Raw genomic sequence first — 17,250 nt, forward strand, 5'->3', positions numbered from 1 at the left:
TCCCTTCCCAACTGCGCCTGCGGTGACGAATGGTGCTGGGGGCATGGACGTTTGGGGCTGTTGACACATGGCCCACACCGTAGGGCCGACCACATATCGTCCGCGTATCGGAAATCCACGGTGAGCCGATGAATCGGTGTCGCGGGATTACCTATGCTCGCGGGTATGGAGTTCATTCCGGAGCGCTTGCGGTGACTCGCGCGGCCAAGCACACCGTGGCGCGCGAGGCGATCCTCGACGCGACCGTGGCGACCCTGGAGGAATGTGGATACGCGGGCACCTCCGTCCGCGCGGTCGCTCGCAGGGCCGGGGTGAGCCAAGGCGCACTGCAGCATCATTTCCCCACCAAGACCGCGCTGGTGGAGGCCGCGCTGCTGCAGCTCGCGGTGGGGTTGTCCGAGCAGGCCCAGGAGAGAATGCGCGCGCTACCCGACGCCGGACCGCAGCGGTACGCAGAAGCGCTCGACATGCTGTGGGAGATCCACAATCTCCCCATCGCCCACGTCATCACCGAATTGCTGCTCGCCGCACGCACCGATGCCGATCTACGCGAGCACATCGCCGCGGGCGTCGACACCGCGCACGCGCTGGCCATCGCGATGGTCGAGCAGGCCCTGCCCGACCTGGCTACCCGGCCCGACTTCGCCGACTGGATCCTGACGTGCGTGGCCACGATGCGGGGCCTGGTCGTCATGGCGCCGCTGCCGATCGCCTCGGCCGGTCTCGTCGACTGGCCGCAGGCGCGAACGCTCCTGCTCGCCGCGATCTCGGCCGAGCCCGGCACTCACGGATAGGGCAGCGCCTGACCGTCGCGACGGGCCAGCAGTACCGACATCGCCGACAACTCGCCGCTCTGCTCGTTGGCCATCTGCCCGGCGACCTGGATCACCGACATCGACGAGGCGTGCAGCGCGGCATAGTTGGCCATGTCGATCCCGCCTCGATGATGGCGAATCATCAACTCAAGCAAGCGAACCTCCGCAGTGCGTGGATCCGACAGTCTGCGCAGTTCGTCGACCTCGGCCCAGGTCGCCATCCCCGGCATCAGCGCACCCGGCCCGTGCTGGTGACCGGCGCCCATCCACGCCATCGGCACCGCGGCGGCCTGCGGCTGGTCGAGCAGCTGCAACCAGCCGCGCAGTACACCGATCTCGTTCAGCTGGGTGGTGCGGATCTGCGCGCACAGCGCGGTGACAGCCGGATCGACGTTGGTGGTCACCGCGTCGCACAGCACGATCGCTTGTTCATGGTGGGCGGCCATGTCCTGGGCGAAACCGATCTCCGTCGACGTCAATACCGTGGTCGCAGGCGACTCCGAACGCGGCGACCACAGCGCGCCGACGCCGACGCCGAGCAGCAGCGAAAGGACAAGGGCGACAGCCGATACCGTTGCGCGTGTCATCGCGGCGGGAACACCGAGTCGTCCAGGTCGAGCACCATGAATCCGTTGTCCATGCAGCTGACCCACAGTTGTGAACCGTGGAACTCCGGGGGCGAGAAGCACCAGTCCGCCGATAGATCGGCGCCGATGAGTTTCGCCCGGTCGCTGGTGAGGTCGCCCGCCGAGATGGCGCCTTCGAGCAGCGCACGGCCGACGGCAATGGTTCCGGTCAGCGGTGGCACCATCAGGATCGGATGGGTATCGGCGTGCAGGGAATTGACCAACTCCTGCTTCTTGCCGACCTGCCCTGGCGGGTTGTAATAGGCGATCTCGCGGACATCGCGCAGGTCACGAATGTCGAAAACCCTGATGCCGGACTGAATCCAGCCACACGCCAGCGTGGTGGGATCTTCGGCCCGATCCACCGAACAGTAGTGCGCGTCGTACCCGAACAGCCCCTCCCCCTGCGCCGACTGCGCCCACCGGTCGGCATTCTCGGGCAGATTGATCTCGAGCTTGATGGTGTTCACCAGGCGGATATTGCGTTCGTCGGCAAGATCCATGATCTTGACTCCGCCCGAGCCCGCCTCGTCGACGGTCAGGATGAACGGCTCGCCGTCCTTGGTGATCGGAATCGTGTGCTGGGTGAACTGGCCGTCGAGCCAGAACCGATGGGAGATATGCGGCACAACAGGATTGGGGTCGCGGCGTTGCACCGCACTGATGTCGAGCACCGTGATACCGGCCAGGGTCGACACATACATGCGGTTTCCGTCGGGGCTGATGCCGAACCCGTGATTGGACAGGCCCGTCGATCCAGTCCAGATCACGCGCGGATTGCCCGGGTCGCTGACATCGATCGCGTGCAGCAATCCGGGTGGCAGAGTGCCTGCCGCCCAATAGGTTCGGCCGTCGGGTGAGAATCCGCCCTCGTGCGTGGTGATCGGCAGCGGCATCGTCAGCTGCGAACCCGGGCCGCTGTTGAGCAGTCGCGGGTGCGCGCAGTCCTCGGAGATGTCGTAGATCGAGAAATAGCCTGCGCCGTAGCCGATCCCGACACCGGTCGCGGCGAGCAGCCCGCGTTCGTGGTTCACCTTCAGCGATTCCCACGTGCCGCCCTGCATCGCCGGTTCGGTGAGAGTGGTCGACAACCTCGGATTCGCCGGATCGGAGGCATCGAGCACCTGAACGCCGGGATGGTCGGAGAGGAAACCCATCGGCCAGTTGGACCCGGTGTAGGAGCAGTGCTCGTAGGTCGGGCTGACGATGCCCGCCCCCTGTCCCTGATACTGGCCGACCAATGTCAGATTGCAGCGATACCCCTGCCGGCTGCGCCCGCTGTTGCGGTCGGCCAACGGAACCTCGCCCTGCACACCGGTTTCCGGCAGCGAACCTTCCCCGCACTGCGCGCGGGCGACGGCGTTCCGCTCGATCTCCAAAAACTGCGCGACCGGATCAGCCGAGGCGGTACTCGGCAACCCACCGGTCGCCATCACGACGAGCGCGACGACCCCGCATCGAACCACCGCTGCATATTTCACGCACCGAGGCTACGACGTGGCGATATCCCCGCGGACCGAAACAGCCAATATTCCAAGTCACCGACTTGGTGTGGTCAGTTCAAGGCCGCGGATCGGCGGCCGGACTGTTCGCCGCCGACGCTCGTCGCTGCCGGATGGCGCTCAGGCTGAACTCGGACCAGCGAATGTTCTCCTGCTCGAAGGAGATTCCGCGCAGCAGGGTCAAGTAGGAGCCGATGCGCGCGGCCTCGCTCAGATAGGCGTGTTCGCTTCGGCCGTCGAGCAGGCGCGCACGGAGCCGCTCGTATCGAGCGAGTTTGGCCTGTGCCCAGCCAAGGCGTTCGATGAGGACAGCCTCGACGGCCGACTCGTCGACGGCCTCCATCCCCTGAACCTTCACCAGCATCTCGTCGCGGATGACGGTGGGCTTGGTGGGATCGGCGACGAAGGCGTGCAAGGCGCGGCGGCCGGTGTCGGTGATGGAGTGCAGCCGCTTGTTCGGGCGCTTTTCCTGCTCGACCACCCGCGCTTCGATGAGGCCGTCGGCGGTCATGCGCTCGAGCTCTTTGTACAGCTGTTGCGGGGTCGCCATCCAGAAGTTCGCCACCGAGGCATCGAACTCCTTGGCAAGGTCGTAGCCGGACGCCTCTCCCTCGAGCAGGGCGGCGAGCACCGCGTGTCGTAACGCCATCCGACCACCCTAGCAGCATCGACACTACTAAAGTTGACTAGTGGAATCCCTGGACACCTGCTCTTGTCAGCGCTAGCGTCGACGGAAATTAGTCAATTATTTGTCTAGGAGGCACGGTGCACCCTTTCCGAACCGCGGTGGAGGCCCGGGACCAGAACGCTATGGAAGCGTTGCTGGCCGACAATGTGGTGTTCACCAGTCCCGTCGCCTTCGCGCCGTATCCGGGCAAGCCGGTGACAGCGGCGATCCTGCGTGCGGTGTTGCGGGTCTTCGAGAACTTCCGGTACGTGCGGGAGATCGCCGCCGCCGACGGTCGTGATCACGCGCTGGTGTTCGAGGCCACCGTGGACGGATTGCAGCTGTCGGGCTGCGATTTCCTGCACTTCGACGCCGACGGCAAAATCGATGCGTTCACGGTGATGGTGCGGCCGCTTTCGGCTGCCCAGGCGCTCGCCGCCCGGATGGCCGAGGAGTACCCGCGAATCCAGCAGGAAGCGCGGGAGGCTATCGAAGGCAAGACCTCCGCGTGAGCGACCAGCACAGCGCGCCCGTCTTCGCACGGTATGTCGCATTGGGCGACAGCCAGAGTGAAGGTGTAGGCGACGGCGACGACCGAACCGGCGTCATCGGACTGGCCGACCGGCTCGCGGCGTCGATGGCGCGAGCGAACCCGTCGCTGCTCTACGCCAATCTCGCCGTGCGCGGCAAGCTCGCGAGCCAGATTCGCCACGATCAGCTCGATGCCGCGGTGGCGCTGCGACCCGACGTCGCCACCGTGATCGCCGGCATGAACGATCTCCTGCGACCGGATTTCGACGCCGATGCGGTGGGTCGGCATCTCGAAGCGATGTTCGAGGCATTGACCGCCCACGGTGCGACAGTGGCGACGCTGACCTTTCCCGATATCACCCGCATCACGCCCCTCGCCCGCCCCATCGCCGCCCGCACCGTCGCGCTCAACGCCGTGATCCGCGAGGCCGCCGCGCGCCCTGGTGTGGTCGTGGCAGAAACCTGCGATCACGCGGTAGTCACCGATCCCCGCCTGTGGTCCTCGGACCGCTTGCATGCCAGCCCGTTGGGGCACCAGCGCATCGCCGATGCCCTGGCCCAGGCACTGCAGCTGCCCGGATCCGACGACAGCTGGACCACGCCACTGTCCCCGCCTCTGCCCCAGCGACATCCAGCAGCACAGGTCGGCACCGAGTTACGTTGGCTGGCAACCTTTCTCGGCCCATGGCTGCTTCGCCGCCTGACGGGACGTTCCTCCGGCGACGGCCGTGTCGCCAAGCGACCCGAGCTGGCCCGTTTCGAGGAAACGGCCGACTCTCGTGCGTCGGCCTCGCCACGGTAGAAGGCGTCGAGCTCCGCAGCCCGTCCGTTCCGCGCGAGCAACGACACGAGCGGCTGGGGATCAACGTGCGCCTGGACAATCCGCAACCCGCCCTCGTCCTCAGTTTCGAACCTTCGGAGTACGGAAGCTGGTCCTGGTCGGCCGAGGCGGGCGATGCGGTGTATCGACGGAGCGGCCGTTCACCGTGGTCGGTGAACGGCCGGTCCGGTCACCAGGGCAACGGCACCCAGCGGTCGAGGAACCAGAAGCCGTGCCGCTGTGGGCCCTGCTGATGTCCGGCCTGTGGTTCTTGGTGAGCGGGGCCCGGACGTCCCGGGTCGGGGCTGTCGTGCGGCTGGGCACTGGCGGCTCCGGCGCCGAGTCCGATCAGTGCGGCGGCGACACCGCCGGCGATGACCACCTTCGCCGCCGTGGTCGCGAGGACTTTCACGGAGTTCTCCTTCGAATCCGGCCGATGGGCGTGTGCGCCCTTCGGGTGTTCAACTTTCGACACCGCCCATGGTTGCGGCCGTTCCTTCGGGCACGCTCGGTCTCGGCTGGGAGTGAGCTGGCAATCGGCAGGAAGCAGCGCAGCGCGCGAATTCGGGTGCCCTCCCCAGCCCGCCGACACGGGCACGCCGCTATCCCGCGAAGAGCCGGGAGGGAGATGCCCGGCAGCTTCCCCCATCGAGTCCGGCGAACGCGCTGCCGCCGAAGTCGCTGCCGCCCTGACGGATTCGCCGGCTGGTTGATCGCGAATGACGAGCAGATGCCGGTTCGACGAGGTTCGTCACCGGTCACCCGACCGCTGGGTTCTCTAGGATGACCCCATGCCAGTCAGGATGAACAACGTCGGCATCGTCGTGGAAGACCTTGCGGCTGCGATCGAGTTCTTCGGTGAGCTCGGCCTCGAACTCGAGGGTCGAGCCATGGTGGAAGGTGACTGGGCCGGACGCGTGACCGGCCTCGGCGGCCAGCGCGTCGAGATCGCCATGATGCGCACGCCTGACGGCCACGGCCGACTCGAGCTCTCGCGCTTCCTCGTGCCAGATGTGCTCGCCGGTCCGCAGAACGCTCCGGTGAACACTGTGGGCTACCTGCGCGTCATGTTCACCGTGGACGACATCGACGAGACGCTCGCTCGCCTCGGCAAGCACGGCGCGCAGCTCGTCAGCAGCGAAGTGGTTCAGTACGAGGAAGCCTATCGGCTCTGCTACATCCGTGGTCCCGAAGGTCTGCTCATCGGGCTCGCCGAAGAACTCGGATAAGTTCGGGGCGGCTCCATCCCCCCGGGTGATCCGACGGCGTCAGGCGCGGTCGTGGAGCGTGATCCGGTAGCCGTCGGGGTCGGCGAAGGTGAATGTCCGACCGAAGGGGCCGTCGATCGGTGCGGAGACGATGGTGTGCCCGTCGGCGACCAGCGCATCGTGAATGGCCTGGACGTCTGTGGCGTGGAGCCAGATCGCGGTACCGATGCCGGGCTGAGCGGTGGAGGCCAGATCGGTGCCGGGAACGATGTCGCGGAGTGCGAACGCGATCGGCTTCGTCTCGAAGACGACAGCGTGCGGCGGTCCGGCCTGCGCGCGGACAAGGCCGAGGTACTGCTCGTAGAACGCCTGCGAAGCGTCGAGGTCACGCGCTTGGAGCGAGATGAAGTCGGGGCCGGTGACGGGCATGATGATGCTCCTTGTCTTCGTGTCAGCTTTCTGACACAGGCAACCTATGTCAGAATACTGACATGAGTCAAGACGGTGTCGGCGTCGACCTGGAGACGTCACTGGGCTACCTGCTGAAAGAGGCGTCGAGCGCCCTGCGCGCAGCCATGGAGGAGGTGCTGCGGCCGCTCGGGATGAGCGTGACGCACTACTCCTGCCTCGAACTGCTGGCTCAACGACCGGGCTTGTCGAACTCCGAGCTCGCGCGAGGCGCGTTCGTGACCCGGCAGACGATGAACGTACTGCTCCAGACCCTGGAACGAGACGGCTACGTGACCAGGCCCGCGGAGGCACCCGTCGGGAAGGCGCTTCCCACGCGGCTCACCCCTCGCGGCCGACGCAGCCTCGAGAAGGCGAGCGCAGCGGTCCGATCCGTCGAGGCCAGGATGCTGGCGCGCATGACCGAGACCGAGCAGTCGGATGCGTTCCGGAGCCTGCGGAGCATGATCCATTCCCTGCGCGAAGGCAACGACGGCGCATAGTTCGTTCGCCGGCACACCACCGGGGACAGCCGGTTCTACTGGCAGTTCCGCTCATCGGATCCGTCACCGCAGTCGTCGTCACCGTCGCACAGCCATTGTTTCTGCACGCATCTGTCGTTGTCGCATTTGAATTCGCTCGGCTCGCACAGGAATTTTCCGCTGTGACACTCACTGCGGGCTCCGCCTGGGCCGAATTCGAAGGACACCAGCGTCTCGGTGTCGGCACGGGCGGCGACCTCGGCCATGGCCGGTGCCGACAACAGTGTCAGCCATATCGCGGTTGCCCCTGTCAGTGTTGCGAGGACGGAAACGACACGCATGCGGAACCCTCCATAACGAGATTCAGTCTCTTCGCGAAGGAACTTCGGTCTCCAGCAACGCTCGAGCATCGTATCCTGCTCAGGATCGCATGCCGGATCGATCTCACATCGCGAGCACCAGTCCCACCGCGACCGCCAGGAAGAGGGCCACGAACAGCACCGCCACGACAATCGCGGCAACACCGGTCGGCGGAAAATGGCGGCTGGTGCGCGGCTCCGGAGCCGACAATCCCGATGTCTGGGCAGATTCCGGTGGGGTCGATCCGGGTGCAACACCACCTCCTGGTTCCAGGTCGGGGGTTTTGTCTGGATCAGGATCCATGGAGTTCATCTCTACCTATCTCCTCTCCCTAACCGTTTGCACTTACCGAAGCAATAGACGCTGCCATCGTCTTCAATCAGGTTCCCGCAACTTTGGTTGCGTGACCGACTCCGGGCGGTCCGGCGACTTGCCGGTGCACACCCCCGCTGTTTACCAGCGGCAAATCGCGGTATCGCCCAAGGACGGCAGTCGACCAACGGAGGGCTTCGATCACGGGATTTCCCGAACAGCAGCAGAAAGTTCCCGGCGTCCAGGCGCAGATGTCACCGGTTCCGGACTGCGGGGAGAGCAGCTACCGCGGCTCGGGAAAACTGACGGCAAATCCGCATATGCGCCCCGGGTCGTCGATCATCGGCAGTTCCTCGGTCAATTCCGACATGCCCAATCCGACCCTGACACCGTACGCCGCCACCAAAGCGGCGATCGCGAATCTGTCCGCGAGCCTCGCGCAGCTGTTGGGCGACAAAGGCATCCGGGTGAACAGTGTGGCGCCCGGCCCGATCTGGACGCCGCTGATTCCGTCCACCATGCCGCCGGAGAAGGTCGCGAAGTTCGGTGACGACACCCCGCTGGGCAGGGCAGGACAGCCGGCCGAGCTCGCGCCGGCCTATGTCCTGCTCGCGGCCGACGACGGGAGCTACATCTCCGGTGCCAGGCTCGCGGTCACCGGCGGCAGACCCATTCTTTGATTCCGGGAACCGACCGATCCGCCACCCGCCGATGAATTCTCGCCTCCGGACACGTCGGTACCAGCATGACGACACACAAGCTCGAAACCCCCGGCGCAACGCTCACCTACGACGTCCAGGGTCCACTCCCGACCGCCGATGGGCGGCCGCCACTGCTCATGATCGGGCTCCCGATGCACGCGAGCGGATTTACCGCCCTCGCCTCGCATTTCCCCGATCGCACGGTCGTCACCTACGACCCGCGCGGACTCGGCCGCAGCGTCCGCACCGACGACCAGGTCGACAACGTCCCCACCGTCCACGCCGAGGATGTCCACGCCGTCATCGAGGTCCTCGGCTCCGGCCCGGTCGAGATCTTCGCCAGTAGCGGCGGGGCCATCGTCGCGCTCGCGCTCGTGAGCGCCCACCCCGATGACGTGACCACCTTGGTGGCGCATGAACCGCCGCTGCTGTCCGTGCTCCCCGATGCCGCGGCGGCCGACCGTGCGGCGGCCGGGTATCGCGACGCCTATGCGGCGAACGGCTTCGGCGCGGGCATGGCGGCCTTCATCGCGATGACATCCTGGCACGGCGAATTCACCGACGACTATTTCGCGGCGCCCGCCACGGATCCCGCGATGTTCGGCCTGCCGGCCGAGGACGACGGTTCCCGCGGCCACCCGCTGCTGTCGGAGCGGTCCCGGCCGGTCCTCGACTACCGCGCCGACATCGCCGCTCTCGTCGCGGCACCGCCCCGGATCGTCATCGGCTACGGCGAGGAGTCGACGGGGACGGTCACCGAACGCACCTCGACGGCGCTCGCCGACCGACTCGGTCAGCAGCCGGTCCTCTTCCCCAGCCATCACGGCGGCTTCACCGGCCCCGAGTCCGGCTACCCGGGCCAACCGGAGGCTTTCGCCCATACCCTCCACGGAGTCCTCGACAACGCAGTGTCACGCGCTTGATGGTTCGCGATGGTGGCTGGTGGTCGATGGGGGCAGGGCCGCGGACGCCAGCAGGGCAAGTTTGTCGGCATGCACGGTGTCGGGGTCGGGGTGGAAGACGACGAGTTTGAGGTCGTCGGCCTCACCGATGCTGAGCCGCTCCCGGTTGAGCGTCAACTCACCGACCTGAGGGTGGTCGAATCGCATGGGCGATCCGTACTGTCCCTTCACGTCGTGCCGGGCCCACAGCTCGCGGAACCGAGGGCTCGCGAGTGAGAGCTCGCCGGCGAGCTCGATGAAGCGCGGGTCGTCGATATCGGTGCCGACGGACTGGCGCAGGTTGGCGATGAGGCACTGCGTGGAGTTCTTCCAGTCGGGGTACAGGGCCTGCTCGGCTGGGTCGAGGAACATGTCCCTGAGCTGATTGCCGCCGACGGTGAAGCGGGGCGAGAGCGCTGCGGCCAGCGAGTTGGAGGCCAGGATGTCGAAGTAGCGCCCCTCGATGTAGGCAGGCTGCGCCAGGGATGCCAAGAGCTGCACCATGCCGGGCGGCACGGTCTCCTTGCGGGGACGTCGTCGGCTCCGGCGGGGCTTGTCGGCCGCCAGCGTCATGAGGTACGCGATGTGGTCGTCGTCGAGACGCAGCACTCGCGCGATCGACTCGAGGACCTGTGTCGAGGGGTTGCGGTCGCGGCCGCGCTCGAGGCGTAGGTAGTAGTCGGCGCTGATGCCGGCCAGCATGGCGACTTCTTCCCGTCGCAGGCCGGGCACCCGCCGCACGCCGAGTTCGGGAATGCCGGCCTGTTGCGGCGTCACGAGTCCGCGGCGTGCACGGAGGTACTCGCCCAAGGTGTTCGGCCGGTTCGTCATGGCACCAGCGTAGAGCTCAGGCGCCGGTACAAAGGGGCCCTGTCACACCCTGGGACCGAAGGGGCGCTGCCTGGCGGGAGCGGTCGCCCATAGCGTCCTTGATGCCCACCCGGGCAATGGATATCGGAAGGGAAGCACTATGACCGTCACGCTGATCACCGGAGCCAACAAGGGCATCGGCTACGAGACCGCCAGACAACTGATCCACCTCGGTCACACCGTCTACATCGGGGCCCGCGACGTCGAGCGCGGTGAGAAGGCCGCGGCCGAGCTGGGTGCGCGGTTCGTCCAGCTCGACGTGACCGACGACGCGTCGGTGACGGCGGCGTTGGCGACCATCGGCTCGGTCGAGGGTCGTCTGGACGTGCTGATTCACAATGCGGGTATCTCCGGCGGCGGGATCGTCGACGGCCCGACGGCTCTGCGTGTGTTCGACACCAACGCTGTCGGCGTCGTCCGGGTCACGGAGGCGGCACTCCCGCTGCTGCGCACGTCGCAGCATCCTGTCGTCGTCACGGTCTCCAGCAGCGCCGGATCGTTCTGGGCGGTGACCAATCCCGACAGGCCGGAGTTCGGGCTGCCTGCGACGCTCTACGCGGCGTCCAAGTCGGCCGCGACCATGCTCATGGTGCAGTACGCCAAGGCCGAGCCCGGCATCAAGTTCAATGCGTTGGAGCCCGGCTTCACCGACACCGACATGACGGCGGCCCTGGGCATGGGAGGTGGGCGGCCTGTCGAGGAAAGCGCCGGAACCGTTGTGCGGCTGGCGACGATCGGCGCGGACGGACCCACCGGGACCCTCCAGGACGAGGCCGGCGAACTTCGCTGGTAGGCGTCGGCCATCCGATGTCCAGGGATTCCGGCGGGTGGTTCCGCGACCGCATCGTCGCCTACGCCACGTTCCGCTCAGGCAGGCGGCTGTGACCCCTCGTCATCCCGACCGCGCCGGCTTCCGGTGTAGGCGCTCTCGCGGATCCGGTTGACCACGTTCGGGACCAGGGCCACCTCGGCGGGATGGTTCAGGACCGGGTCGAAGAAGTCGGTGCGGTGCTCACCCGGTTCGGCGCGGCGCAGATCCAGCTCACCGATGGTCTCGGCGGGACTGCCGAGCCCGTCAGCGGTGAGGGTGTAGCGAATCACCTGGCCGTCGAGGTAGTCACCGACTGCTTGCAAGGATGCCGTGTTCGGCAGAGCCTCGGCGTCCAGCGGCTCGGCGAACAGCCACGCCGGTGACGCGTCGCCGAACCGGTACGGCAGCAGCGAGCCGAAACAGGCGGTGGACCAGCCGCGCGCAGGGGTGAAGACGAATCGGCCGAGGGTGCCGCGACCGGTGGTCGCCAAGGCGAAGTCCCACGGGTGATCGTCGCGGTCCAGCACCCGAAAGGCCAACCCGAGGACATCGGGCACCCCGACCGGACTACCGAGTCCCTTCGACAGTCGCGCGATCACCGCCCGATCGCCCGCACCGAACCACGGCTCGTACTTCTGCGTGGGCCGGAACCGCCCGGCGAGGCGAATTCCCCGCGGATGAAACACCCGTGCGTGGCGCACGCGCGCCGCGGTCTGAAAGGCCGCGGCGACGACGGCGTTCGGCAGGTCGGTGAGCCCGCGTATTTCGATCAGTGGTGCTGACCTGCGATCATCGCCGTCGACCTTCGCCTGCGCGGCCGGAGGAGACTGCGCGGCAGCAGGGTCGGGGAACCCGCGTTTGCGGTAGTCGGAGCGGATGTCGGTCTCGGTGTCGTCGTCGGAGAGCGGTTCCGGTTCTCGCCAGTCCTCGACACGACCCGTACCTCGGAGAGCCCTGTCCAGCTCCTCGGCCAGCTCCTCGTCGTGAGCGGGTCCATGCTTGGTGTTACCTCGTTCGATATCCAACTCGACCTCCTCTTACGGGTGTCAGCGATGCCACCCGAGCACGGCGACACCATGTCGCGCATACCCGACGCCGCGCTCCCGAATCGGATCGCTGACAACCCGGCACACCTCGTAGTGGACTTTCTCCAGGTCGGGCGGTGCAATCTACGGAAATACCGGTCGGAAGCCGCCGATCTCCTGCTCGAGAAGTTCGGCCAGCCGCAAGACGGTGCGGTCCTCGAACATCGGTCCGATGAGATGCACTCCCACCGGCAGGCCCTCGGGAGAACGGCCGGCGGTGTGGAATTTGTCCTCAGCGTCGACGCGCTCGTAGGTATGTGCGCCGACAAGCGACCGAAACGCCGGCCCTCTGGATTCACCCGATTCGGGTGAAGCGCGCGGACTGGAGGCGGTGCACGATTCGCCCATGGGATCGACTCCAGTTCTGGGCCCGGTGCTGTCGATCGACGCTGAGGTCGCCGCAGCGACGATGGGACGGGTCGGCACGCCGATCAAGCCGCCGAGCCAGGCTTCGGCGTCATCGAAGTGAGCACGACCCGCTGTCCGACATTCACAGACCAGGAGATTCCAGTGAAGCTCGAGAGCAGTGTCTATGGGATAGCGTCGATCGCGGCGGTTGTGCTGATGACCGCGGCGTGTAACTCCGACGACACCACATCCACGCCGACAACCACCCCGACCGCCCAGGTCGACACTCTGCAGAGCAGCATCGCCGCAACGGCGTCCGCGGCGGTGAGTTCCCTGCGCGAGAACGTGCAGCAAACGGTTCAGGATGCGATCAACACGATCTTGGTTGCCGCCCCGATCTCCTTCGCCCCGGGCAGTTCCGACCTCGGCACGACCGACACCGTCACCCTCACAGCGGTTGCGGCCGCCTTGCAGGGGAACGACACCAAGATAGAAATCACGACCTACGCCCAGGATTCGAATGTGGCCACCGCCAAATCTCTGGCCGAAGCCCGCGGTGACAACATCGCGGCCGAGCTCGAGGCCGACGGCATCGACAAGTCGCGCCTCACGGTGAAGTCCGATGCGAATCCCTCGGACCCGCAGGTCGATCCCGATCAGGCCAAGATCACGGTCGTCGACGGATAGGACAGGACGTCACCAACCCAGCGCCCACCCGGATCGCACGCCAAGACGCCAACGCCTCTCGGCGCACCTGCGCAGCCGCAGGCGCGGATGAACTCGGGCCGAACGGCGCTCGTTCGTGCGCAGGATCTCATTCGGGCCGGATCCGAGTGCGTGGGCTCGGTCACGACTTCGCAATCTTGCGTCCTGATTCGCCCACGCCCTTGGTGCGCGAGACGTACGGTAATCACCGACCACAGTCGTCGAATCCGGCGGCGGTGGTGATCGGTGTCGGAGTCGAAAGTCGGTGAGTCCTGGTGGTATCCGAGTTGGAGTTCGAGGAACTGTCGCGTCGAGCTGAAATCGACGGTACCGCACCACGGGTCGGCGTGATCATCGATCGCGGTGGACAGGTCCTACTACTCGCACGCCACGACACCGGCCCGATCAAGGCCACGCTGAAGCTTCCCGGTACCACGGTGCTGCCGAGGGAACCCCTCGCCGAGGCGGTCGTCCGGGGCGTGCACGAGGAAACGGGCCTGGCCGTCACCGGGATTCGGCACCATGTCGGGGATTTCGACTACCTGTCCCCCGACGCCCGCCCGGTCCGCCGCTTGCATTTCGCTGTGGATGTCGCGGCGACCGAGCCGATCCGGCTCTCCGTCCATGCCCGTTACGTCTGGGCACCACTCGACGGTGATCTGCCGGTGACGTCATCCATCCGCCGCATCCTCGAGAACTACCGCAATCTCGTGCACCCCTGACATCCCGTATCGGGCTAGGGTCGAACGTTTCGCAGGGTGTCGGTCAACCGTCGATTGGTTACCTGTAGTTGTCGAGCGGTACTGATGGCCAGCGCCCGCGCCTGCCCGGCATCGAGGCGGCCGCACACGCGCCCCCAGTGCACCGCCACCTGGTCGCCGACAGTCACCTCGGTCGCGAGGTGCTGGTCGTCCACCTCGGCGCGCTGCAGCGCCGGGGCGGACAACCGCAGCAGCGGACCGTCCAGCACCAACCGCCGACAGCGGACCGACGCGGCGCCGCCGTCGCGGGCCACCACGGTGCCCCAGGTGATGCGACAGCTGTCCAGGATACGGATCGGGTGTTCGTCGGCGCCGCGGCCGAGCAGCCGGGTCCACGGATACACGCCGAAGACGTGGAATCCGTGGTTGGCGGCGGCTTCCTCGGCGAGGTCGGCGTTCAGGTACGACCAGTAGTGCCCGGCCATCGGACCGATGATCGCGAGCAGTTCGGTGGTGAACGCGTCGGCGTCGAGGTCGGCGCCGATCCCGCCACCGAGCCAATAGGACTCGACGAGGCGACGGTCGAGCGGATCGGTGATGCCGGTCAGTCGCGACATGGCCCGCAGGTAGGGCCAGGCCCCGGAGAACTGCCGCGCCAGTGCGCGGATGTCGGCGGATGACCCGTTGTGCAACGCCCGCGCATCGGCGGGACCGCAGTAGCCGAGCTGGTTGGGCGCGTAGGCGTAGCGGGCGAACATCTCGGTCCCGTCGATGATCGCGCCTCCTGTCAGCAGATCCGTGGCAGTTGTTCTCCGGCGGGCAGATCCACCACCCGGGTGCCGCCCAGGGCGGTGCGGGCGACCACCATGCCGGGATGGTCCTCGACGCACACCCCGATGGCTTCGGCTCGGGCACCCAGCGGGTGGGCCCGCATGGCCGCGAGCACTCGGTCGGCGTCGTCGGGGGTGACGAAGGCGATCAGCTTGCCCTCGTTGGCCACATACATCGGATCGAGCCCGAGCAGCCCACACGCGTCGCGGACCGCGTCGGGCACGGGCAACTTCCGTTCATCCAGTGCCACACCGATTTTCGCGACGCCGGCGATCTCGTTGAGCGTCGCCGCGACCCCGCCGCGGGTCGGGTCGCGCAGCACGTGCACGTCGGCGCCGGTGGCCAGCATCGCGGCGACCAGGCCGTTGAGCGGCGCCGTGTCACTGCACACGGTGGTGCCGAACTCGAGACCTTCACGGCAGCTCATCACCGCGACGCCGTGCACCCCGATGTCACCGCTGACGAGTACGACATCACCGGGACGGGCCCGCTGCGGACGGATGTCGACACCCTCGTCGACGATGCCGATGCCCGCGGTGTTGATAAAGATGCCGTCGCCGTGGCCGGAGTCGACCACCTTGGTGTCGCCGGTGACCAGCTTGACGCCCGCCGCGAGGGCGGCGGTGCCGACGGCCTCGGCGACCCGGGCGATCTCGGCGAGCGCGGTGCCTTCTTCGAGGATGAACGCCGTGGACAGCACCATCGGCCGCGCGCCCGCCATGGCCAGGTCGTTGACGGTGCCGTTGACGGCCAGGTCCCCGATCGACCCACCCGGGAACGCCAGGGGTTTCACGACGAAGGAGTCGGTCGAGAACGCCAGCCGCACGCCGCCGAGGGTGAGCACCGCCGAATCACCCATGCCCGCCTCGGCGGCGGAGCCGAACGCGGGCAGGAACAGGTGCTCGATCAGCTCACCCGACATCGCTCCCCCGCCACCGTGACCCATCACGATGTTCGGTGAGTCGCGCAGCGGCATGGGGCACACCCAGCTGTCCATGTCGAGCCCGGCCGCCGCGTTGTCCTCACGCATGAGCCACCTCCGCGGGCAGGTCGAGGCGCCGGTACAGGTAGTAGGCCGCGCAGGCGCCTTCGGAGGAGACCATGGTGGCCCCCAACGGGTTCCGCGGTGTGCACTGCTTGCCGAAAGCGGCGCATTCGTGCGGCTTGATCAGCCCCTGCAGCACCTCGCCGGAGCGGCAGATCGAGGACTCCGCGGTGTGCAGGTCGGTGACCGCGAACCGGTGCTCGGCGTCGTAGGCGAGGTAGCGTTCCGAGAGCCGCCAGCCGCTGTTCGGGATCACCCCGATCCCGCGCCAGGCGCGGTCGGTGACCTCGAAGACGTCGGCGAGCATCGTCTTCGCGGCCGGGTTGCCTTCGGCGCGGACCGCGCGCGGATAGGCGTTCTCGAGTTCGTGCCTGCCGCTCTCGAGCTGGGTCACGGTGCGCCGGATGCCTTCCAGGATGTCGAGGGGCTCGAAGCCGGTGACCACCATCGGCACCCCGTACTTGTCGGCCAGCGGCGGATACTCCTCGGTGCCCATCACGCTGCAGACGTGCCCGGCGGCCAGGAAGCCCTGGACCCGGCAGGTCGGCGATTCCATGATCGCGGCGATGGCGGGCGGGACGAGCACGTGCGAGACCAGCAGCGAGAAGTTCTCGATGCCCAGCCGTTTGGCCTGATAGACGGTCATCGCGTTGGCCGGTGCGGTGGTCTCGAAGCCGATACCGAAGAACACCACCTGCCGGTCGGGGTTCTGCCGGGCGATGGTCAGCGCGTCCAGGGGCGAATACACCACCCGCACGTCACCGCCCTCGCTCTTGACCCGGAACAGATCGCGTTCGCTTCCCGGGACCCGGAGCATGTCGCCGAAGGAACAGAAGATCACCCCGGGCTGCGCGGCGATCTCGAGCGCCTTGTCGATCACCTCGAGCGGGGTGACGCACACGGGGCAGCCGGGGCCGTGGATCATCTCGATCTCGTTCGGCAGCAGCTGGTCGATGCCGTGGCGGATGATCGAATGAGTCTGTCCGCCACAGACTTCCATGATGGCCCACCGCTGGGAGGTGGCCGCGCGGATCTGGTCGAGCAAGTTCTTCGCCAGGTCGGGGTTGCTGAATTCGTCGAGATACTTCATGACGTCACCTCCGTGTCGTCGCCGGCGCCGGAGTCGGTCGCTGCCGGTTCTGCCGTGGGATCGGGGAGCCCGGATTGTTTGGCGGCGAGGGCGAACCCGTCGCCGAACTCCTCGTTGAGCACACCGAGGTGCTCGAATTCGGCCAGTGTGCGCAACGCCGATTCCTCGTCGAGGCGCTGGATGGCGAAGCCCACGTGGACCACCACGTAGTCGCCGATCGCCGCGTCCGGAATGTATTCCAGGCACACGTCTTTGTGCACGCCGCCGAAGTCGACGACCGACATCATGGTGCCGTCGCGTTCGTGCAAGCTGAGCACCTTTCCCGGGACTGCCAGGCACATCGCTGCTCTCC

At 67.1% G+C, this 17,250-nt stretch carries 24 protein-coding genes; 11 read left to right on the plus strand and 13 right to left on the minus strand.

All coding sequences use genetic code 11. The annotated features are described in order from the left end of the window. The first annotated feature begins 191 nt into the window (after positions 1–191). Positions 192–794 carry a TetR/AcrR family transcriptional regulator gene (locus IEY60_RS17135; protein WP_189029177.1) on the plus strand — a complete coding sequence of 201 codons (603 nt, stop codon included), beginning with the start codon at positions 192–194 and terminating at the stop codon, positions 792–794. Here the strand turns inward: IEY60_RS17135 and IEY60_RS17140 are convergent. From IEY60_RS17140 to IEY60_RS17150, 3 genes are all read right to left on the minus strand, one after another. Then, positions 785–1,402: a DUF305 domain-containing protein gene (locus tag IEY60_RS17140; protein ID WP_189029180.1), complete on the minus strand. Its 618-nt coding sequence runs from the start codon at positions 1,400–1,402 to the stop codon at positions 785–787. The two genes, IEY60_RS17135 and IEY60_RS17140, sit on opposite strands and share 10 nt — an antisense overlap. Further along, a complete protein-coding gene (locus IEY60_RS17145) occupies positions 1,399–2,874 on the minus strand; it encodes an LVIVD repeat-containing protein (protein WP_189029499.1) in 1,476 nt (491 codons plus the stop codon). The genes IEY60_RS17140 and IEY60_RS17145 overlap by 4 nt, the downstream gene beginning before the upstream one ends. A 127-nt stretch (positions 2,875–3,001) precedes the next feature. Then, positions 3,002–3,592, minus strand: coding sequence for a PadR family transcriptional regulator (locus tag IEY60_RS17150; RefSeq protein ID WP_189029182.1), 591 nt, complete (start codon positions 3,590–3,592; stop codon positions 3,002–3,004). 116 nt (positions 3,593–3,708) lie between these two features. Here IEY60_RS17150 and IEY60_RS17155 point away from each other — a divergent pair, with 116 nt between their 5' ends. Together IEY60_RS17155 and IEY60_RS17160 are read left to right on the plus strand one after the other, a co-directional pair. After that, complete coding sequence (locus IEY60_RS17155) at positions 3,709–4,122, plus strand: nuclear transport factor 2 family protein (protein ID WP_189029184.1); 414 nt, start codon at positions 3,709–3,711, stop codon at positions 4,120–4,122. Beyond that, positions 4,119–4,943 carry an SGNH/GDSL hydrolase family protein gene (locus IEY60_RS17160; protein ID WP_189029186.1) on the plus strand — a complete coding sequence of 275 codons (825 nt, stop codon included), beginning with the start codon at positions 4,119–4,121 and terminating at the stop codon, positions 4,941–4,943. The genes IEY60_RS17155 and IEY60_RS17160 overlap by 4 nt, the downstream gene beginning before the upstream one ends. A 208-nt stretch (positions 4,944–5,151) precedes the next feature. Here IEY60_RS17160 and IEY60_RS17165 read toward each other — a convergent pair whose 3' ends face one another. After that, on the minus strand, positions 5,152–5,373 hold the full coding sequence (locus tag IEY60_RS17165) for a hypothetical protein (RefSeq protein WP_189029188.1): 222 nt from the start codon (positions 5,371–5,373) through the stop codon (positions 5,152–5,154). Between the two features lie 379 nt (positions 5,374–5,752). Between IEY60_RS17165 and IEY60_RS17170 the strand changes: the two genes are divergently transcribed. After that, positions 5,753–6,190, plus strand: a complete 438-nt coding sequence (locus IEY60_RS17170; protein ID WP_189029192.1) for a VOC family protein — start codon at positions 5,753–5,755, stop codon at positions 6,188–6,190. A gap of 39 nt (positions 6,191–6,229) precedes the next feature. Here IEY60_RS17170 and IEY60_RS17175 read toward each other — a convergent pair whose 3' ends face one another. After that, positions 6,230–6,598, minus strand: coding sequence for a VOC family protein (locus IEY60_RS17175; protein ID WP_189029195.1), 369 nt, complete (start codon positions 6,596–6,598; stop codon positions 6,230–6,232). Between the two features lie 62 nt (positions 6,599–6,660). Between IEY60_RS17175 and IEY60_RS17180 the strand changes: the two genes are divergently transcribed. Then, on the plus strand, positions 6,661–7,119 hold the full coding sequence (locus IEY60_RS17180; protein ID WP_189029197.1) for a MarR family winged helix-turn-helix transcriptional regulator: 459 nt from the start codon (positions 6,661–6,663) through the stop codon (positions 7,117–7,119). A 423-nt stretch (positions 7,120–7,542) separates the two neighbouring features. On the opposite strand, the gene IEY60_RS17185 is transcribed toward IEY60_RS17180, so the two are convergent. Next, positions 7,543–7,770, minus strand: a complete 228-nt coding sequence (locus IEY60_RS17185) for a DUF6480 family protein (RefSeq protein ID WP_189029199.1) — start codon at positions 7,768–7,770, stop codon at positions 7,543–7,545. 251 nt (positions 7,771–8,021) lie between these two features. Between IEY60_RS17185 and IEY60_RS17190 the strand changes: the two genes are divergently transcribed. Beyond that, the gene (locus tag IEY60_RS17190) at positions 8,022–8,450 is read left to right on the plus strand and encodes an SDR family oxidoreductase (protein ID WP_189029201.1); all 429 of its coding nucleotides are present in this window, start codon (positions 8,022–8,024) and stop codon (positions 8,448–8,450) included. Between the two features lie 65 nt (positions 8,451–8,515). After that, a complete protein-coding gene (locus IEY60_RS17195; RefSeq protein ID WP_189029203.1) occupies positions 8,516–9,394 on the plus strand; it encodes an alpha/beta fold hydrolase in 879 nt (292 codons plus the stop codon). Here IEY60_RS17195 and IEY60_RS17200 read toward each other — a convergent pair. Then, positions 9,383–10,243 carry a helix-turn-helix domain-containing protein gene (locus tag IEY60_RS17200; RefSeq protein WP_189029205.1) on the minus strand — a complete coding sequence of 287 codons (861 nt, stop codon included), beginning with the start codon at positions 10,241–10,243 and terminating at the stop codon, positions 9,383–9,385. The two genes, IEY60_RS17195 and IEY60_RS17200, sit on opposite strands and share 12 nt — an antisense overlap. 139 nt (positions 10,244–10,382) lie before the next feature. On the opposite strand from IEY60_RS17200, the gene IEY60_RS17205 reads away from it, so the two are divergent. Beyond that, positions 10,383–11,075, plus strand: coding sequence for an SDR family NAD(P)-dependent oxidoreductase (locus IEY60_RS17205; protein WP_189029208.1), 693 nt, complete (start codon positions 10,383–10,385; stop codon positions 11,073–11,075). A gap of 74 nt (positions 11,076–11,149) precedes the next feature. On the opposite strand, the gene IEY60_RS17210 is transcribed toward IEY60_RS17205, so the two are convergent. Together IEY60_RS17210 and IEY60_RS35835 are read right to left on the minus strand one after the other, a co-directional pair. After that, positions 11,150–12,118: a hypothetical protein gene (locus IEY60_RS17210; protein WP_229739901.1), complete on the minus strand. Its 969-nt coding sequence runs from the start codon at positions 12,116–12,118 to the stop codon at positions 11,150–11,152. Between the two features lie 144 nt (positions 12,119–12,262). After that, a complete protein-coding gene (locus tag IEY60_RS35835; RefSeq protein ID WP_229739902.1) occupies positions 12,263–12,526 on the minus strand; it encodes a hypothetical protein in 264 nt (87 codons plus the stop codon). Here IEY60_RS35835 and IEY60_RS36240 point away from each other — a divergent pair. From IEY60_RS36240 to IEY60_RS17225, 3 genes are all read left to right on the plus strand, one after another. Next, on the plus strand, positions 12,525–12,647 hold the full coding sequence (locus tag IEY60_RS36240) for a hypothetical protein (RefSeq protein ID WP_268241479.1): 123 nt from the start codon (positions 12,525–12,527) through the stop codon (positions 12,645–12,647). The two genes, IEY60_RS35835 and IEY60_RS36240, sit on opposite strands and share 2 nt — an antisense overlap. A gap of 41 nt (positions 12,648–12,688) precedes the next feature. Beyond that, complete coding sequence (locus IEY60_RS17220) at positions 12,689–13,213, plus strand: OmpA family protein (protein ID WP_189029212.1); 525 nt, start codon at positions 12,689–12,691, stop codon at positions 13,211–13,213. Between the two features lie 293 nt (positions 13,214–13,506). Next, complete coding sequence (locus tag IEY60_RS17225; RefSeq protein WP_189029214.1) at positions 13,507–13,953, plus strand: NUDIX hydrolase; 447 nt, start codon at positions 13,507–13,509, stop codon at positions 13,951–13,953. A gap of 14 nt (positions 13,954–13,967) precedes the next feature. Here IEY60_RS17225 and IEY60_RS17230 read toward each other — a convergent pair whose 3' ends face one another. Genes IEY60_RS17230 through IEY60_RS17245 form a run of 4 tightly spaced genes read right to left on the minus strand, consistent with a single transcriptional unit; the run spans position 13,968 to position 17,239 of the window. Then, on the minus strand, positions 13,968–14,690 hold the full coding sequence (locus IEY60_RS17230) for a DUF6390 family protein (RefSeq protein WP_189029216.1): 723 nt from the start codon (positions 14,688–14,690) through the stop codon (positions 13,968–13,970). Between the two features lie 29 nt (positions 14,691–14,719). Further along, positions 14,720–15,793 carry a hydrogenase expression/formation protein HypE gene (gene hypE, locus IEY60_RS17235; protein WP_189029218.1) on the minus strand — a complete coding sequence of 358 codons (1,074 nt, stop codon included), beginning with the start codon at positions 15,791–15,793 and terminating at the stop codon, positions 14,720–14,722. Continuing rightward, positions 15,786–16,898 carry a hydrogenase formation protein HypD gene (gene hypD / locus IEY60_RS17240; protein WP_189029220.1) on the minus strand — a complete coding sequence of 371 codons (1,113 nt, stop codon included), beginning with the start codon at positions 16,896–16,898 and terminating at the stop codon, positions 15,786–15,788. Before hypD ends, hypE begins: the two co-directional genes overlap by 8 nt. After that, a complete protein-coding gene (locus IEY60_RS17245) occupies positions 16,895–17,239 on the minus strand; it encodes a HypC/HybG/HupF family hydrogenase formation chaperone (protein ID WP_063002942.1) in 345 nt (114 codons plus the stop codon). The genes hypD and IEY60_RS17245 overlap by 4 nt, the downstream gene beginning before the upstream one ends. Positions 17,240–17,250: the final 11 nt, after the last annotated feature.

Source organism: Nocardia rhizosphaerihabitans, assembly GCF_014646295.1.
GTDB classification, from domain to species: domain Bacteria; phylum Actinomycetota; class Actinomycetes; order Mycobacteriales; family Mycobacteriaceae; genus Nocardia; species Nocardia rhizosphaerihabitans.

Bases quoted from the DNA above. Each gene is read 5' to 3' on its own strand.
- IEY60_RS17140 (WP_189029180.1), bottom strand. From the start codon at position 1,402: ATGACACGCGCAACGGTATCGGCTGTCGCCCTTGTCCTTTCGCTGCTG.
- IEY60_RS17145 (WP_189029499.1), bottom strand. From the start codon at position 2,874: ATGGCGACCGGTGGGTTGCCGAGTACCGCCTCGGCTGATCCGGTCGCG.
- IEY60_RS17150 (WP_189029182.1), bottom strand. From the start codon at position 3,592: ATGGCGTTACGACACGCGGTGCTCGCCGCCCTGCTCGAGGGAGAGGCG.
- IEY60_RS17170 (WP_189029192.1), top strand. From the start codon at position 5,753: ATGCCAGTCAGGATGAACAACGTCGGCATCGTCGTGGAAGACCTTGCG.
- IEY60_RS17175 (WP_189029195.1), bottom strand. From the start codon at position 6,598: ATGCCCGTCACCGGCCCCGACTTCATCTCGCTCCAAGCGCGTGACCTC.
- IEY60_RS17180 (WP_189029197.1), top strand. From the start codon at position 6,661: ATGAGTCAAGACGGTGTCGGCGTCGACCTGGAGACGTCACTGGGCTAC.
- IEY60_RS17185 (WP_189029199.1), bottom strand. From the start codon at position 7,770: ATGAACTCCATGGATCCTGATCCAGACAAAACCCCCGACCTGGAACCA.
- IEY60_RS17190 (WP_189029201.1), top strand. From the start codon at position 8,022: ATGTCACCGGTTCCGGACTGCGGGGAGAGCAGCTACCGCGGCTCGGGA.
- IEY60_RS17195 (WP_189029203.1), top strand. From the start codon at position 8,516: ATGACGACACACAAGCTCGAAACCCCCGGCGCAACGCTCACCTACGAC.
- IEY60_RS17200 (WP_189029205.1), bottom strand. From the start codon at position 10,243: ATGACGAACCGGCCGAACACCTTGGGCGAGTACCTCCGTGCACGCCGC.
- IEY60_RS17205 (WP_189029208.1), top strand. From the start codon at position 10,383: ATGACCGTCACGCTGATCACCGGAGCCAACAAGGGCATCGGCTACGAG.
- IEY60_RS36240 (WP_268241479.1), top strand. From the start codon at position 12,525: ATGGGATCGACTCCAGTTCTGGGCCCGGTGCTGTCGATCGACGCTGAG.
- IEY60_RS35835 (WP_229739902.1), bottom strand. From the start codon at position 12,526: ATGGGCGAATCGTGCACCGCCTCCAGTCCGCGCGCTTCACCCGAATCG.
- IEY60_RS17230 (WP_189029216.1), bottom strand. From the start codon at position 14,690: ATGTTCGCCCGCTACGCCTACGCGCCCAACCAGCTCGGCTACTGCGGT.
- hypE (WP_189029218.1), bottom strand. From the start codon at position 15,793: ATGCGTGAGGACAACGCGGCGGCCGGGCTCGACATGGACAGCTGGGTG.
- hypD (WP_189029220.1), bottom strand. From the start codon at position 16,898: ATGAAGTATCTCGACGAATTCAGCAACCCCGACCTGGCGAAGAACTTG.
- IEY60_RS17245 (WP_063002942.1), bottom strand. From the start codon at position 17,239: ATGTGCCTGGCAGTCCCGGGAAAGGTGCTCAGCTTGCACGAACGCGAC.